At 47.1% G+C, this 14,709-nt stretch carries 14 protein-coding genes; 2 read left to right on the plus strand and 12 right to left on the minus strand.

Going from position 1 to position 14,709, the window contains the following annotated elements; all coding sequences use genetic code 11:
- Positions 1–390: 390 nt before the first annotated feature.
- The 8 genes from ytxC to ACKTRM_RS13300 form a co-directional block, all read right to left on the minus strand.
- The gene (ytxC, locus tag ACKTRM_RS13265) at positions 391–1,221 is read right to left on the minus strand and encodes a putative sporulation protein YtxC (RefSeq protein WP_012118155.1); all 831 of its coding nucleotides are present in this window, start codon (positions 1,219–1,221) and stop codon (positions 391–393) included.
- A 65-nt stretch (positions 1,222–1,286) separates the two neighbouring features.
- Positions 1,287–1,928: a TVP38/TMEM64 family protein gene (locus ACKTRM_RS13270; RefSeq protein ID WP_012118156.1), complete on the minus strand. Its 642-nt coding sequence runs from the start codon at positions 1,926–1,928 to the stop codon at positions 1,287–1,289.
- 31 nt (positions 1,929–1,959) lie between these two features.
- Positions 1,960–2,895: a primosomal protein DnaI gene (gene dnaI / locus ACKTRM_RS13275; protein ID WP_012118157.1), complete on the minus strand. Its 936-nt coding sequence runs from the start codon at positions 2,893–2,895 to the stop codon at positions 1,960–1,962.
- Positions 2,896–2,919: 24 nt separating this feature from the next.
- The gene (locus tag ACKTRM_RS13280) at positions 2,920–4,329 is read right to left on the minus strand and encodes a replication initiation and membrane attachment family protein (RefSeq protein ID WP_012118158.1); all 1,410 of its coding nucleotides are present in this window, start codon (positions 4,327–4,329) and stop codon (positions 2,920–2,922) included.
- Between the two features lie 111 nt (positions 4,330–4,440).
- Positions 4,441–4,899, minus strand: coding sequence for a transcriptional regulator NrdR (gene nrdR / locus ACKTRM_RS13285; RefSeq protein ID WP_003152473.1), 459 nt, complete (start codon positions 4,897–4,899; stop codon positions 4,441–4,443).
- 248 nt (positions 4,900–5,147) lie between these two features.
- Positions 5,148–5,528, minus strand: coding sequence for an adenosylmethionine decarboxylase (speD, locus tag ACKTRM_RS13290; protein ID WP_003152471.1), 381 nt, complete (start codon positions 5,526–5,528; stop codon positions 5,148–5,150).
- A gap of 238 nt (positions 5,529–5,766) precedes the next feature.
- Complete coding sequence (locus ACKTRM_RS13295) at positions 5,767–6,789, minus strand: glyceraldehyde-3-phosphate dehydrogenase (protein WP_012118159.1); 1,023 nt, start codon at positions 6,787–6,789, stop codon at positions 5,767–5,769.
- Positions 6,790–6,997: 208 nt separating this feature from the next.
- On the minus strand, positions 6,998–7,384 hold the full coding sequence (locus tag ACKTRM_RS13300; protein ID WP_003152469.1) for a winged helix-turn-helix transcriptional regulator: 387 nt from the start codon (positions 7,382–7,384) through the stop codon (positions 6,998–7,000).
- Positions 7,385–7,567: 183 nt separating this feature from the next.
- On the opposite strand from ACKTRM_RS13300, the gene ACKTRM_RS13305 reads away from it, so the two are divergent.
- A complete protein-coding gene (locus tag ACKTRM_RS13305) occupies positions 7,568–8,767 on the plus strand; it encodes an MFS transporter (protein WP_012118160.1) in 1,200 nt (399 codons plus the stop codon).
- A gap of 58 nt (positions 8,768–8,825) precedes the next feature.
- The gene (locus ACKTRM_RS13310; protein ID WP_012118161.1) at positions 8,826–9,668 is read left to right on the plus strand and encodes an aldo/keto reductase; all 843 of its coding nucleotides are present in this window, start codon (positions 8,826–8,828) and stop codon (positions 9,666–9,668) included.
- Positions 9,669–9,706: 38 nt separating this feature from the next.
- On the opposite strand, the gene coaE is transcribed toward ACKTRM_RS13310, so the two are convergent.
- From coaE to polA, 4 genes are all read right to left on the minus strand, one after another.
- On the minus strand, positions 9,707–10,300 hold the full coding sequence (gene coaE, locus ACKTRM_RS13315) for a dephospho-CoA kinase (RefSeq protein WP_012118162.1): 594 nt from the start codon (positions 10,298–10,300) through the stop codon (positions 9,707–9,709).
- 15 nt (positions 10,301–10,315) lie between these two features.
- Positions 10,316–10,948 (minus strand): sporulation membrane protein YtaF, encoded by a 633-nt coding sequence (gene ytaF, locus ACKTRM_RS13320; protein WP_003152461.1) that lies wholly within the window; start codon positions 10,946–10,948, stop codon positions 10,316–10,318.
- A gap of 136 nt (positions 10,949–11,084) precedes the next feature.
- On the minus strand, positions 11,085–11,915 hold the full coding sequence (gene mutM, locus ACKTRM_RS13325; protein ID WP_025285093.1) for a DNA-formamidopyrimidine glycosylase: 831 nt from the start codon (positions 11,913–11,915) through the stop codon (positions 11,085–11,087).
- Between the two features lie 24 nt (positions 11,916–11,939).
- A complete protein-coding gene (polA, locus tag ACKTRM_RS13330; RefSeq protein WP_012118164.1) occupies positions 11,940–14,579 on the minus strand; it encodes a DNA polymerase I in 2,640 nt (879 codons plus the stop codon).
- Positions 14,580–14,709: the final 130 nt, after the last annotated feature.

Genomic DNA, 14,709 nt, shown 5'->3' on the forward strand with positions numbered 1-14,709 from the left:
ATGCAAATCAAAAACCCCGCCCCCTATGAAAGGGACGAGGTTAAATAAACGGAATCGTGGTTCCACCCTTTTTTCCGCGCGGCCGATTGTTTCGGCACCTGCGGCTCTAAACTCTGTAACGGGAGTTCCCGTCAGCTATTACTGGCGCTTCTTCCGGCGTTCACAGCTGAAGTTCAAAGGCGGTAAAGACAATGATCCATAGCTGGAAAGCTTTCAGCCTGGGCTCTCCTCTCTTATAAAGCCGGTATCAATGCTTCATGTCCTTATCAATACGTGTAGCAATCATTAATCTTTTATGTATTATAAAATGTCTGTGAGAAAAATGCAACTCGGTTTTCCGTCTGATTTCGCACAGACAGCCCTGCCGCTTACACAAGGCCGTCCGTGCGGCTATCCTTCCGTCTTCTCGGCTGCAAACGCGCCCAGCGGAAAAAGGCGCACCCTCTCCTGAAACACGTTTTGAATCGTTCTGGACATCATATGCTCCGGTTTGTCCGTATACAGTTCTACCGTCTCAGGCGCAATGGAGATCAGCGGCGCAAGGAGATGGGAATCTATATACATCGGGTGCTCCCGCACAAACCGTCTGTCTATGTATTTTTTCTGTTCCCGTTCTGACAAATAGCGCAGTTCCCACAGCGTAAAAGCCCGGTCATGTACGATGCGGACTTTCTTCATCCGCGGCGGATTGGATGTCACATAATCTCTCAGAGACTGGATAAAGTTTTGATATTCCTGTTCCATCCGGTATTCATCTATCGCAGCCTCCGCGTATTCTCTGAGCCGCTCATAATACCTGCCGAGCCGGAACGTCTGAAACGAACGCACGGAAAAAACACCCCCATCAAGTGAAATCGTCCGGAGCGCATCTGAAATAAACTGTGTGCGCGGCTCTTTCTTCGGCTCGAACGGATGATCATCAAGCTCTCCTTCCATAATGCTGTGTGCAAGCTGAAGAATTTGCTGCTGTTCATCCTGATCGGTGAAGCAGTATGCGTCCTCAATAAGCGAAAGCATATGCTCGTCTTCTTTGCATTCCAAAAAAAACCTGACAAGTATCGGCTCAATAAAGCGCTGAACGCAAAAAGCCGTTTCAGACCTTGCGATTCCGACTTTTTTTATGTCTTCACGGACAATAAAATGTCTCCGGTCGTCCGATTGCTGAATGAGATGTAAAAAAGCGGCGGTATCGTGGTCATCTTCAAAGATCACTTCAAGCATATTTGTCCCCCCTTACGGCATCTGTTACAAGTATATGGGGGATGTTTTTAAAATAGACGTAAAGGTTAGCTTTCACCGCCGAACAAATGGCGCACCTTCTTTTTAAATATAACGGGAAGCGATAAAAATACGATGTAAAGACAGATCACGCCGAGTACGGTCAGCACATTTCCGGACATAAAGCTCGCGCCGAGCACATTCAGGACGATCGTCCCCGGAATGATGCCCGCTGCGGTCGCCAAAAAATACGTCATCGGCCTGACTTTCGATAGGCCCGCGGCATAGCTGATCACATCAAAGTTAACAGGCAGAATGCGCAGGATAAAAATATAAAAGAAGCCATTGGTTTTCATCTGCTTTTGAATGGCTTCCATTTTTCCATGACGGCTTTTCTCATTAAAGGCAAACAGCCCCGCCGCAAAAAAAGACGCGGCGGCAGCGCCCATTGAGCCCGCCAGCGTATACACGGTGCCGAAAAGCGGGCCGAACGCCAATCCTCCGGCGACGGAAACGATTGATACGGGAAACAGCACAAAAGGCCTGACGATGGAAATTCCGATAAACACAAGCGGCGCAAAAACACCGAACGATAACACCCACAGCCGGATCTCCTTAGGCGACAGATTCAGATATTTGCGGTTTGCCCACAGCAAAAGGCCCGCTCCCGCCGCAGCCGCAGCCCAAGTGACAGCCTTCTTATTCCTCATTCCCTCAAATCCTTCCCATTGGACGCCGGCATCATGAACGGCGGCGGTTTTCCCCGTCAAGACGGACGGGCGAAGCCAAATATAAAATCCGCTCCATCAGTCTTGCCGCTTTTACTTCTTCCTTTTCTCCCCGCTGTGAATACGTAAAATGATGCTTCAGCTCGTCTGGTGAAAAATTAGACGAGAAGAAAGTGGGAAGCTGCTGGCTCATTCTGTGCTGAAGCACGGTGCCGATGACTTCATCTCTGACCCAGCTTGTCATTGATTCCGCTCCGATGTCATCAAGCATCAGTACGGGCGTCGTTTTCACCATATTCAGTTTCGCCTCCAACGACTGATCCTGGAGCGAGTTTTTCAGCTCTCTGACAAATTCGGGAACATATACGATCATTGATGAATACTCTTTTTCCGCCAGTTCGTTAGCAATGGCGGCTAAAATAAATGTCTTTCCGATTCCGAATTTTCCGTACAGATACAGCCCTTTGCCTTTTCCCGTTTCATTATAGCTCTTCAGAAAATCCGTCACATGCTGGAAAATGCCGACTCTGCTCGGATCGGTAATGTCGATCTGCTGAAAGGTCGCGCCGAGAAGATCCTGCTGGATATACATGCTCTTCATCAGGGACTTTTGCCTTTTCTGGCGGTCGAGCTTTCTCTTTTCCGGACATTCGTAATATTCAATATCGATGGAACGCCCGTTGATCACAAGCTTCGGATGATAGCCTTCAAGCAGGCTGTTCGTCCGGCTGTCTTTCGAACAGAAGGCGCACTGTTTGCTTTGCTGAACGAATTCGTACAGTTTATTTAACCCTCTGTCAATCATGCTTTGATTGATTACATCTTTCTGTTCCTTCAAAAAAGCCTGGACGTCTTCGTCGGCCATGACTTGCTGCTGCATTCGTTCCAGGCGTTTTTGAAAGTCAGGTCTTTTCGTCACGCCTTCTAAGGATCGGCTGATCGGTTCCATTCAATATCACCCCGCTTCTCTGTCTCAATAGGCAGAGTATTTTTTCAGTTTTTTCATTTCTTCCATCATTTTTTTCTTCTGTTCTTCAAGATCCTGCGCGGAAAGAGCCGGCTGTTCTTGTTTCTTCCCGGTTTCTTCTTCTTTCATCCAATCAGGGCGCTTTTCTTCCCGGACGGTTTTTTTACCGCGCGCCGCGCCGTTTGTTTTGCCGTCCGCCCAATCAAGATATTGCCTGTGCTCTTCTATTGCGAGCTTCATTGCTTCCCGTACCGTTTTGACTTTTTTTCTGGCCCAGTGGGCGGCGATTTTTTGGATATAGTTTTTGGACAGCTTCATATCCGTTTTCAGCATGACATAATAAATCAGCACATTGGTGACGCCGGGCTCAAGCTTTTGTTCGAACATAATATCGGCGATAATCTGCAAGTCGGCTTTTGACGGCTCGGTCCCGTCCGCAATGTCCTGAAGAAGCTTTCTCGGTGATATGGTCTCAAGCTGTGCGATGAGTTCGCCGTTCAATGAATCGTCCTTTTCCGTCCGGTTTTCTCTCAAGGTGACAGGCTGTGTTTTATCAATCAGTTCCGGAAGCTTACCGCTTCTTTCAATTTGGTACCAGTCGCTGGCCGCTTTCCTCAGCGCTTCGGCCGTTATCGTATCCTGTTCATTAATTGCGGTCATGACGACGTGCTGCATGGAGATAGGATCTATTCCGTATAAATATGAAAGCTTTTTAATGCTCTCCCGCACGTCCTGCGTGATTGATTTACGCGGTATCATCGTTTCTGACAGTCCCGCCATGAAAAGCTCAAAATCAAATACTTCCTCCGTCACCGTATAGGAAGGCGCTTGTCCGACAGACGCCGTCTCATAGTCCTCGGGGAGCTTCATCGCCTCTTCCATATCAGGCGTCATTTTCCATTCACTCGGCTGAAAAGAGGCAAAGGCGTGATTAAACGGACGGGTAATTTCCCTTGCGCCCGCGCCGACGGAAGGATGCGTGTAAAATTGTCTCAGCTGCTGGTATTTCGTTTTACCGACTCTGTTATAAAGAAAGACATTCAGCATGCCGTCTTCAAAAAAATCATTCGGTCTGAGTGGGGGCAGCAGCTCATAAATAAACATCCGCTCTTTCTGCTCGGACTCCCGGATATACACTTTCAGCAGCCCGATTCCTTCAAGCTTTCCCTGTTCATGATGAATCTTTTTTAAATTTGACTGCATCATGCCCATCAGCTGCCTGTGCGTGGATTCCGCTCCCCACAAGCGGTTCTGCTCAAGCTCCCCCCATAAGGTCATATAAAGGGAGAATGCAAAAGAACCGATCAGCGGCTGGTACAGATGTGTCAAAACCTGTCTGTCGACATCCTGAAGAAGCGAACGGCTTTTGACCGTATAAGGATCTACAGGCAATACGTCATTCCAATAGTCAGCCATGATTCTCAAACCTTCCGATATGTTTCTACTCTCATTTTACACCGTTTCTGCGATCTATCAAATGCCAATTTTGCTCATGAGAAAAGAGCCAGACACAATCTCTTAGCTCTCTCAGCGTTCTTTCTTTATTAAATCTTTCAATTCATCGATAAACACGTTTATATCCTTAAACTGCCGGTAGACGGAGGCAAAGCGGACATAAGACACCTCATCGATTTTCGCCAGACGGTCCATTACCATTTCTCCGACAAGTTCGCTTTTGACTTCAGATACACCTTGGTTTCTCAGCTCTTTTTCAATGTCAAAGCACATGTCTTCCAATGTTTTTAAAGGAACGGGCCTTTTTTCACAAGCTTTAATTAACCCGCGCAGCATTTTTTCACGGCTGAATTCTTCCCGGACGCCTTCTTTTTTCACGACGATCAGAGGCATCTCTTCAAACTTCTCAAATGTAGTGAAGCGGTAATGGCAGGCTTCGCATTCCCGCCTTCTGCGGATTGATTTCCCTTCGTCCGCAGGCCGTGAATCAAGTACGCGGGAACCGTTGTGCTGGCATGAAGGACATTTCAAATTGGATCAGCTCCCATCTGTTTCGTTGCTGTAATGCGGTTCGCAAGCTTCCGGTAAATGCCCGCCAACGTTTCTAGGATGAGCCTATTTGTTGGGAGAGCCGATAGACCGGCCTTATCTTTTCTATTTTACAAAAAAAATGCTTAAAGAAAAAGCAATGCTGTTTTTTTACATTAGAAAAGGAGCATCAGCTTCAAAGCGCGTAATGGCTTTTTCAGCTTAGCTCCCTTGTGTTTGCGTTTTGAAAATTACAGTACTTTCGCTTGTGCCTGTTTAATCTGTACAGGCCCCATTCCTCTCGGTATTTCAATGTTTTCTCTTGTATCTGCATGTAATGCGTCTGCAATGTAATCCGCAGCCACATTAGGATCCAGGTCTCCACAAGTATAAACATCAATGCTTGCATATCCGTGTTCAGGAAAACTGTGAATCGTTAAATGTGACTCAGAGATAATAACGACCCCGCTTACGCCTTGCGGTGCAAATTTGTGAAATGCGACCTCGCGCACTTCAGCTCCTGATTTCAAAGCAGCATTTACAAACGTTTTTTCAATAAAATCCATGTCATTGAGCTTATCAAAATCGCATCCCCACAGCTCGGAGATGACGTGACGCCCCATTGTTTCCATAATCATGGACCCCCCTTAACAAGAATTAAAAAAGTGAATTTCCGAGAACTGACCCGGCCATTTACCACGGGGGAAAGTTAGTCCGGAGAGGTCCTAACCCTTTAAGTAATTCCGAAGCAGTCACGAGCAAGAAGTTCACGAAAGATAGTATACTGTGTTTAAGTTTATTTTGCAAGGTGTGTTTTTTGCGAATATGCCGTTAAGGGTTTTTTTCTAACAAATGTCCATGATCTTTAGTCTACACAGCTGACGGGTGTTTCATTCGCGCGGCGACGTGACGGATAAGATCAACGACCCGGCAGGAATATCCCCATTCATTGTCATACCAGGCGAGCACCTTTACTTTTCGGTCTTCCATCACCATCGTTGTCAGACCGTCGATGATCGCAGAGTGTGAATTCGTATTATAATCCGAAGAAACGAGCGGTTCATCCGAATAATCAAGAATTCCGTACATCGACGTTTTTGCGGCTCTTTGGAAAGCGGCGTTCACTTGCTCGGCCGACACATCTGTTTTCATATCGCAGACAAGGTCCACTAATGACACATTCGGAACGGGAACACGCAAAGCGAGACCGTGAAGTTTTCCTTTCAAATGAGGAAGCACGAGCGACAGCGCTTTGGCGGCGCCTGTAGAAGTCGGAATGATGGATTCTCCGCACGCTCTCGCCCTCCGCAGATCTTTATGCGGATTGTCGATATTTTTTTGATCATTCGTGTAAGCGTGAACAGTCGTCATCAGGCCGCTTTCAATCCCGAATTCCTGATCAAGCACTTTGACGACCGGCGCAAGACAGTTTGTCGTGCAGGATGCATTTGAAATAATGACATGTTCATCGGGATTGAACTGCTCTTCATTTACTCCCATGACAATGGTAACGTCTTCATTTTTGCCCGGAGCCGTTAAAATGACTTTTTTCGCCCCTGCTTCAATATGGCTCATTGCTTTTTCTTTTGAATTAAATTTCCCCGTTGCCTCTACGACGATGTCTATTCCGCATTCTTTCCACGGAAGCTCTCTCGGATCCCGGCGATTGAACAGCATAATATGTTTTCCGTTGACGATCAGACTGTCGTCGGAGGTCTCAACTTCTTGATCGTATTTGCCGTGAATTGTGTCATACTTTATCAAATGAGCAAGCGTTTCCGGGGGATAGCTTGCATTAATGGCTGTTATTTGAATTTGATCATCTTCCATTGCTTTTCTGAACACCATTCTTCCGATTCTTCCAAACCCGTTGATTGCTACTTTTACCTTCATGCTCAGGTCACCCCTTTTTAATATGCCACTCTAATTTACCTTTATTTATATATAGTATAACACATTAAAAGAAATCCGCCAGTACAACTTGATAAAAATCCACCCTTATACCGATCAATATGTTGTTCAATCGGTTTTTTTGCATATAAAATGATCTTTCTTCCATAAAAAAAGCAGGATCAGCGTCTCAGGCTGCCTGCTTTTTTTCTTATATTTGTCCCGGTTCTTTAAATTTGTCATTTAAAATGCTGTCCTCTAAAACGGAAGACACCTCGCCGTACCGTTTAGCAATATGCATCGCGCCCCAGTCGCACAGCGCGTTTAAAATTCTTTCCAGACTGTGCCCGTATTCACTCAGCTCGTATTCCACTTTCGGCGGCACCTGATTGTACACGATCCGGTTGATGACGCCGTCAGCTTCCAGCTCCCGCAATTGCTGTGTCAGCATCTTCTGGGTGATGTCCGGCATAAGCCGCTTCAATTCGCTTGTCCGTTTTTTCCCGCGCATGAGGTGGCAGAGGATCACACACTTCCATTTTCCGCCGATCACTTCAAGCGCCGCTTCTACGGATATATTGTATTTTTTCTTCAGCAACGGTAATTCCTCCTCATCTATAGGAACTAAAAAGTGCCTATGGCACTTAAAAGTACGTTCTTTTCAATGACACTTCTATCGATCATAATGACATTTGCCGGCTGAAAAGGAATGTACTCTTATACTTATATCGTTTACCCGGCATCATTTCAACCATACATTATCGTTCAAGGAGGAAAACAGATGTCTTCACATCGCCAAAGCTATTTACCAGCGCTGCTGGCATTAGCCGTCAGCGCTTTTGCGATCGGCACAACCGAATTTATCAGCGTCGGGCTGCTGCCGCTTATATCTCAAGATCTGCATATACCTGTGACAACGGCGGGACTTACCGTTTCCATGTATGCTCTGGGCGTGACATTCGGCGCGCCGGTTTTAACGTCTCTCACATCCGGCATGTCGCGGAAAACGCTGCTGCTCTGGGTGATGTTAATTTTTATCGCCGGAAATACACTCGCAGCGAGCGCTTCCTCAATCGGCGTCTTACTGGCGGCACGGGTCATTTCGGCTTTTTCCCACGGCATTTTCATGTCAATCGGGGCAACAATCGCCGCCAATATCGTGCCGGAGCATAAAAGAGCAAGCGCGATTTCCATCATGTTCACGGGGCTGACGGTGGCTACGGTGACCGGCGTTCCGTTCGGCACCTATCTCGGCCAGCAATTCGGATGGAGAATCGCATTTGCCGTCATTGTGGCGGTAGGAATCATCGCATTCCTCACAAACGCGCTCCTCGTTCCGTCGCATTTGCGCAAAGGGACGAAAACCGCATTTTCCGAGCAGGTCAAACTCGTCACAAACGGCCGGTTATTGCTTTTATTTATCATTACCGCGTTAGGCTACGGCGGAACGTTTGTCGTGTTTACGTATTTATCTCCGCTTCTTCAGGAGGTAACCGGTTTTCAGAAAGAAACCGTCGCGGCCATCCTGCTCGTTTACGGAATTGCGATTGCCATCGGAAACATGATTGGCGGCCGTTTATCAAACCGAAATCCGCTGAAAGCCTTGTTTTATATGTTCATTGTCCAGGCTGCTGTGCTGTTTGTTCTGACTTTTACCGCGCCGTTTAAAACAGCCGGGCTGATCACCATTATTTTCATGGGGCTGTTGGCGTTTATGAATGTGCCGGGGCTTCAGGTATATGTCGTGATGCTGAGTGAACGTTTTGCGCCAAGCGCCGTTGATACAGCATCAGCCTTAAATATCGCGGCATTTAATGCCGGAATCGCGATCGGCTCGTTTGCCGGCGGAATCATTACAGACTCAATCGGAATCATTCATACCGCTTGGATCGGGGCGCTGATGGTGCTCAGCGCGGTCGTATTAACCGGATGGAGCAGGAAACTTGAAAAGCGGGATCGCACTGTCCTTGAAAGGAGGTGAGTTTTTCTTCAGCGCATTTTGATTGTTTCAACAGACAACTAATAGGAGGAATATATACATGACAACACATTTACAAGCAAAAGCAACATTGCATAACGGAGTAGAGATGCCTTGGTTCGGCATCGGAGTTTTCAAAGTAGAGGAAGGCGCGGAACTCGTCAATGCGGTGAAAACGGCATTGGTGCACGGCTATCGCAGCGTTGATACCGCCGCGATTTACGGAAATGAAGAAGGTGTCGGCGAAGGCATCCGCCAAGGGCTGCAAGAAGCGGGATTAAAACGTGAAGACATTTTTGTCACGTCAAAAGTATGGAATGCCGATTTAGGATATGAAGAAACGTTAAAAGCGTTTGACACAAGCTTAGAAAAACTCGGTTTAGATTATTTGGATTTATATTTGATCCATTGGCCTGTCGAAGGAAAGTACATCGATGCGTGGCGGGCGCTCGAAACCCTCTACCGGGATGGACGCATTAAGGCGATCGGGGTCAGCAATTTCCAAATTCACCATCTGAAACATCTCATGAAAGAGACGGAAATCAAGCCGATGATCAACCAGGTGGAGTTCCATCCTCGTCTGACACAGAAAGAACTGCTTGCTTTCTGCACTGAACAAGGCATTCAGCTTGAAGCGTGGTCGCCATTGATGCAAGGTCAGCTGCTTGATCACACCGTCTTACAGGAAATCGCTGAGAAGTACGGCAAATCAGCCGCTCAAGTGATTTTGCGCTGGGATTTGCAGAACGGTGTCATCACCATTCCGAAATCAACGAAAAAACACCGTATTGAAGAAAATGCAAATGTCTTTGATTTCGAACTGTCAGCTGACGATATGAAGCGGATTGATGATCTGAACGAAAACCTCCGTGTCGGTCCGGACCCTGACAATTTTGATTTTTAACCAGAAAAACACCGTTCGGCTTTCCGAACGGTGTTTGTTTATGCCCAGCCGCTCAATACTTCCTCAAGCTGGTGCTTTGTATATTCAAGACTGCCGCTGTTATCAATGACGGCGTCAGCTTTTTTTGTTTTATCCGTTAAAGGCATTTGTGACGTTATCCGGCTCATCGCTTCTTCTTCTGTAAGGGAATTCCGCTCCATCAGCCGTTTAAGCTGAATGTCTGCCGGTACGGTGACGACGAGCACCTTGCCGACAAGATAATCAAGCCCGCTTTCATACAAAAGCGGTATATCCAAAACGACGAACTGCTCTTTTCGCGCAACGGCTTCATCCCGCTGTTTCAGCATTTCCGCACGCACCGCCGGATGAACGATCTGATTCAGCTTCAGACGCTTCTGTTCGTCAGTGAAAACGATAGAACCGAGTTTTTTTCTGTCAATATCGCCATTTTCCAGCAGGATGTCTTTTCCGAATGCTTCCACAATTTGTCCGTAAGCCGGCATTCCTTTTTCCACCGCCTGTTTTGCGATGGCATCCGCATCAATGACTGTTATTTTTTTGTCGATCAGCATACGCGCTACCGTGCTTTTGCCGCTTGCGATGCCTCCCGTTAAACCGATGACCAAGCTCAAAAAGCCCACTCCTTCTTACATTTTCCAAATCCCGATGATAATCAGCAGGACTCCCGGCAAAAATGTCATTTTATCTATCCAATTCCATCTTGAAAGCAAATGCCCCGCGTTTATGCCGAGTGAAACAAACAGCGAGCTCATCAGCCCGACAGTCACGCTCATCATAACCGGAGAAAAGCCGAGAATGGCCGCTCCCAGCCCGGCGCCAAACGCGTCAATGGATAAGGCGATACCGAGCAGAAGCGCCTCGACTCCGTTAATGGTTCCGGATTGATCAATATCGGCGCTGGTCGGTTTTTTCAAAATATGAATGACGATGCCCAGCGATTTCACTTCAAGATTAAGTAACGTTTTTTCATGCAATAAGTAATCCGGCTCTTTAGCCGGTTTGAAAAATTGCCAGATGACCCATGCCCCGATTCCGATTAAGATCAGTCCGCCCAGTTTTTCCGTGACGGATACGGGAAAAATCTTTGTCAGAAAATGGCCGATCAGCATGGATATAAACATCACAGAGGCTGAACAGCAAGCGATCACGGCAATCGCTTTGAACGGGATTTTCATTTTTCTCAAACCATACGTAAACCCGACTGAAAAACTGTCCAAGCTGACAGCAAAAGCCAAAAGCAGCAAAGAAACAATCTCCATATCCGTTTCTCCCTTTCTCTTGATCGGCACTTGTGACATATGCCTATTGGGTGAATCACAATATATATATGGAGAAAGGTCATCAACTGTGTTAGAAAAAAGTCATTCTGCTGCCGCCTGCTTGAACCGCTTCAGTTCATGATTTTTTTTGGCAGCGGGCGCAAAAATGCGTACCCCTTCCGCCGACCACGATTTTAGAAATCATCGTGCCGCACGTTTTGCACGGTTCATCCTTTTTGCCGTATACGTAATGTTTGAGCTGAAACATTCCGATCTCCCCTTGAGAATTGATATAAGACCGGACGGTGCTCCCGCCCGCGTCAATCGCTTCCTGAAGGGTGTCTTTAATTTCTGTATGAAGCGTTTTTATCTGCCCGTCTGACAGACTGTTCGCTTTTGTCTCAGGATGAATACGCGCCCGGAATAAAGCTTCATCGACATAAATATTGCCGAGGCCGACGACCGCTTTTTGGTCGAGCAGGGCTGTTTTCACCGCGCGGTTCGTTTTTGCAAGCCGCTCTTTTAAATAAGCAGCGGTAAATGCTTCATCATCGGGTTCGGGCCCGAGCTGTGAAAGCGGTAATGCATTCTGTTCCTCTCCCGGCGCAAACAAATGCATCGTGCCGAATTTCCGGACATCCCGGTAGCGGAGCTGTGTTCCGTCCGTCATGTGAAACACGACGTGCACATGTTTATCGTCAGGCTCATCGGCCTGATGAAGACCGTATTTCCCCTCCATCCGCAGGTGGGACACCATGACATAATGATCCAGATGGAAAAGCAAAAACTTTCCCCTTCTTCCGATGGATCGGATTGTTTCTCCTGCAATCTGCCGCGCGAATTCCTCCGGCTCGGCGGGTTTTTTGATGATATTCGGCCATCTGATATCCGCCGATTCAATCGTTTTCCCCTTCACAAGACCGGTCAGAGTGCGCCGGACCGTTTCAACTTCTGGTAATTCCGGCACAATCATCACTTCCTTTTTCTCTGTTTATTTTGCATCGTACCAAGACGGCCCTGAAGCATAATCCGCCTTCAGCGGCACGTCTAATGCCAAAGCATGCTCCATCACTTCAGGAACCAGCTTCTCTAATATTTCAATTTCTTCCTTAGGCGCTTCAAAAATCAATTCATCGTGCACCTGAAGCAGCAGTCGCGCCTTCAGGTTTTTTTCTTTCAGCTCAGCTGCCATGTCAATCATGGCTTTTTTAATAATATCGGCGGCGCTTCCCTGAATCGGCGTATTCATGGCCGTCCGTTCCGCAAAGCTCCGCAGGTTGAAGTTGCGGCTGGTCAGCTCAGGAATATAGCGGCGGCGCTGCATAAGTGTCGTGACATATCCTTTTTGCTTCGCTTCCTGCACCGATTCTTCCATATACGCCTTGACGCCCGGGAAACTCTCCAAATAGCGGTCTATAAAAGCGCCCGCTTCTTTCCGGGTGATGCCGAGGTTTTGTGACAGCCCGTAATCACTGATGCCGTAAACAATGCCGAAATTGACGGCCTTTGCCTGGCGGCGCATCGCTTGTGTCACTTCATCTTCACTGACATGAAATACGTCCATGGCGGTTTTTGTGTGAATGTCCATGTCATTCGTAAACGCTTCGATCAGATTTTCATCTTTTGAAATATGCGCAAGCACCCTTAATTCAATTTGTGAATAATCGGCGGCGAAAATAAGCCAGTCCGGTTCGGACGGTACGAAAGCCTGACGGATTTTCCGCCCTTCCTCCAGCCGGATCGGAATATTTTGCAGGTTCGGATCCGTTGAGCTGAGGCGTCCGGTTTGAGTCAATGCCTGATTGAATCGTGTATGCACTTTATGAGAATCCTTGCGCGTGACTTTCAGCAGCCCTTCAATATAAGTCGATTGGAGTTTGCCGATTTGTCTGTATTGCAGAATGTGCGCGACGATATCATGTTTGTCTGCGAGCTTCTCAAGCACATCAGCTGAAGTGGAATAGCCTGTTTTTGTTTTCTTTACTGGCGGCAGGCCGAGCTTTTCAAACAGAATGACGCCGAGCTGTTTTGGTGAATTGATGTTAAACGGCTCACCGGCGATGTCATGGATTTTTTCTTCATATTCTTTCAGCTTTGCCTTGAGCTCTTCGCCCATTCGCTTCAGTCTTTCAACATCCACTTTGACGCCCATTGATTCCATTTCTCCGAGAATTAGCGCAAGCGGGAGTTCGAGATCTTCATATAATTCAAGCTGATTATTTTCTTCCAGCGCGTGCAGCAGTTTGTCACGGAGGCTGTTAACGGCAGACGCTTTCCGCGCGAGATGATCGGCAAGCTCTTTTTCAGCCGGAACGGCGCGCTTTGCGCCTTTTCCGTATACCGCTTCATCTTTTGAAACGATATTCAGCCCGTATTCTTTCGCTACGCTCGCGACATCGTCGTACGAATTGCCCGGGTTTATAATGTAGGCAGCAAGAAGCGCGTCAAATTCCGTTCCCTTCAGCTCAATTCCCTGCCAGCGCAAAGCGACGACGGAACGTTTGCTGTCGAACACCCACTTTTTCATCGATTCATCTTCAGCCCAAGATTTAAAAGTTTCAGACTGAATGGCGATTTCTTTCGGAATATAATAAAGACCTGTTTCATTCACGATGGAAAAGCCGAGGATCGGTTCTTCGTGATAGTTATCACCGATTTGTTCAACAACCAAAGCGGACGGCGAAACGAGCATATCTTCAGTGATTTCTTCTGCCGTTTCAACATTGATGTCTTCAAAATTTTCTTCCGCCGTTTCGCCGCTTTCTTCACCGAGCCGCTCAAGAAGCGTATTAAAACCGAGGTCTTTAAAAATGGCAACAACTTGTTCACGGTCAAACCCTTTGTAATCTAAATCTTCGGGCTTGACTTCAATCGGCGCATTTGTCATAATCGTCGCCAGCTCTTTGCTCATCAGGGCTTGTTCCTTATATTCTTCAAGCTTTTCTTTTAATTTTTTTCCGCTGACTTCATCAATGGAATCAAGCAGTTTCTCAACCGAATGGAACTGCTTTAAAAGCTTAATCGCGGTTTTTTCTCCGACGCCGGGGACGCCCGGTATGTTATCGGATGAATCCCCCATTAATCCCTTCATATCAATGATTTGCAAAGGGGTCAGACCGTACTTTTCTTGCACGTGCTCCGGCGTGTAATCTTCCACGTCGGTAATGCCTTTTCTCGTAATGGCAACGGTCGTTTTCCCGGTTGCAAGCTGGGTTAAGTCCTTGTCCCCCGACACTACCTTTACTTCGAAACCTTCTTTTTCAGCAGATACGGCAAGGGTGCCGATAATATCGTCCGCTTCATATTCAGGAAGCTCGTAGCGGCTGATTTTGTAGGCATCAAGGAGCTCGCGGATGAACGGCATCTGTTCTGAAAGCTCCGGCGGCGTTTTTTGTCTTCCGCCTTTATATTCTTTAAACGTACTGTGGCGGAAAGTGGTTTTTCCCGCATCAAAAGCCACCAGCATGTGGGTCGGCTTTTCATCTTCCAGCATTTTCATTAAAATCATCGCAAACCCGTATACGGCATTTGTATGGATGCCTTTTTCATTGCTTAAAAGCGGCAATGCAAAAAACGCTCGGTACGCCAGACTGTTTCCGTCGACAAGCACTAATTTTTTTCGTTCCGTCATTCAATATCCTCCTAAGAGCAAAAGCTCGTCATTCCTCTATTTTTTAATCTCACAGCTTCTCTTATTTTAACAAAGTTCAATTTGAAAGGAAAATGAGCGAACCCCGTGAAAACGCAAAAAAGGACGGGAA

The organism is Bacillus sp. D7-8 (assembly GCF_052055895.1).
Lineage (GTDB): Bacteria > Bacillota > Bacilli > Bacillales > Bacillaceae > Bacillus > Bacillus velezensis.

Coding starts and splice junctions, on each gene's coding strand:
- ACKTRM_RS13280 (WP_012118158.1), bottom strand. CDS start 4,329: ATGGCTGACTATTGGAATGACGTATTGCCTGTAGATCCTTATACGGTC.
- speD (WP_003152471.1), bottom strand. CDS start 5,528: ATGGAAACAATGGGGCGTCACGTCATCTCCGAGCTGTGGGGATGCGAT.
- dnaI (WP_012118157.1), bottom strand. CDS start 2,895: ATGGAACCGATCAGCCGATCCTTAGAAGGCGTGACGAAAAGACCTGAC.
- ACKTRM_RS13305 (WP_012118160.1), top strand. CDS start 7,568: ATGTCTTCACATCGCCAAAGCTATTTACCAGCGCTGCTGGCATTAGCC.
- polA (WP_012118164.1), bottom strand. CDS start 14,579: ATGACGGAACGAAAAAAATTAGTGCTTGTCGACGGAAACAGTCTGGCG.
- ACKTRM_RS13310 (WP_012118161.1), top strand. CDS start 8,826: ATGACAACACATTTACAAGCAAAAGCAACATTGCATAACGGAGTAGAG.
- ytxC (WP_012118155.1), bottom strand. CDS start 1,221: ATGCTTGAAGTGATCTTTGAAGATGACCACGATACCGCCGCTTTTTTA.
- ytaF (WP_003152461.1), bottom strand. CDS start 10,948: ATGGAGATTGTTTCTTTGCTGCTTTTGGCTTTTGCTGTCAGCTTGGAC.
- ACKTRM_RS13295 (WP_012118159.1), bottom strand. CDS start 6,789: ATGAAGGTAAAAGTAGCAATCAACGGGTTTGGAAGAATCGGAAGAATG.
- ACKTRM_RS13270 (WP_012118156.1), bottom strand. CDS start 1,928: ATGAGGAATAAGAAGGCTGTCACTTGGGCTGCGGCTGCGGCGGGAGCG.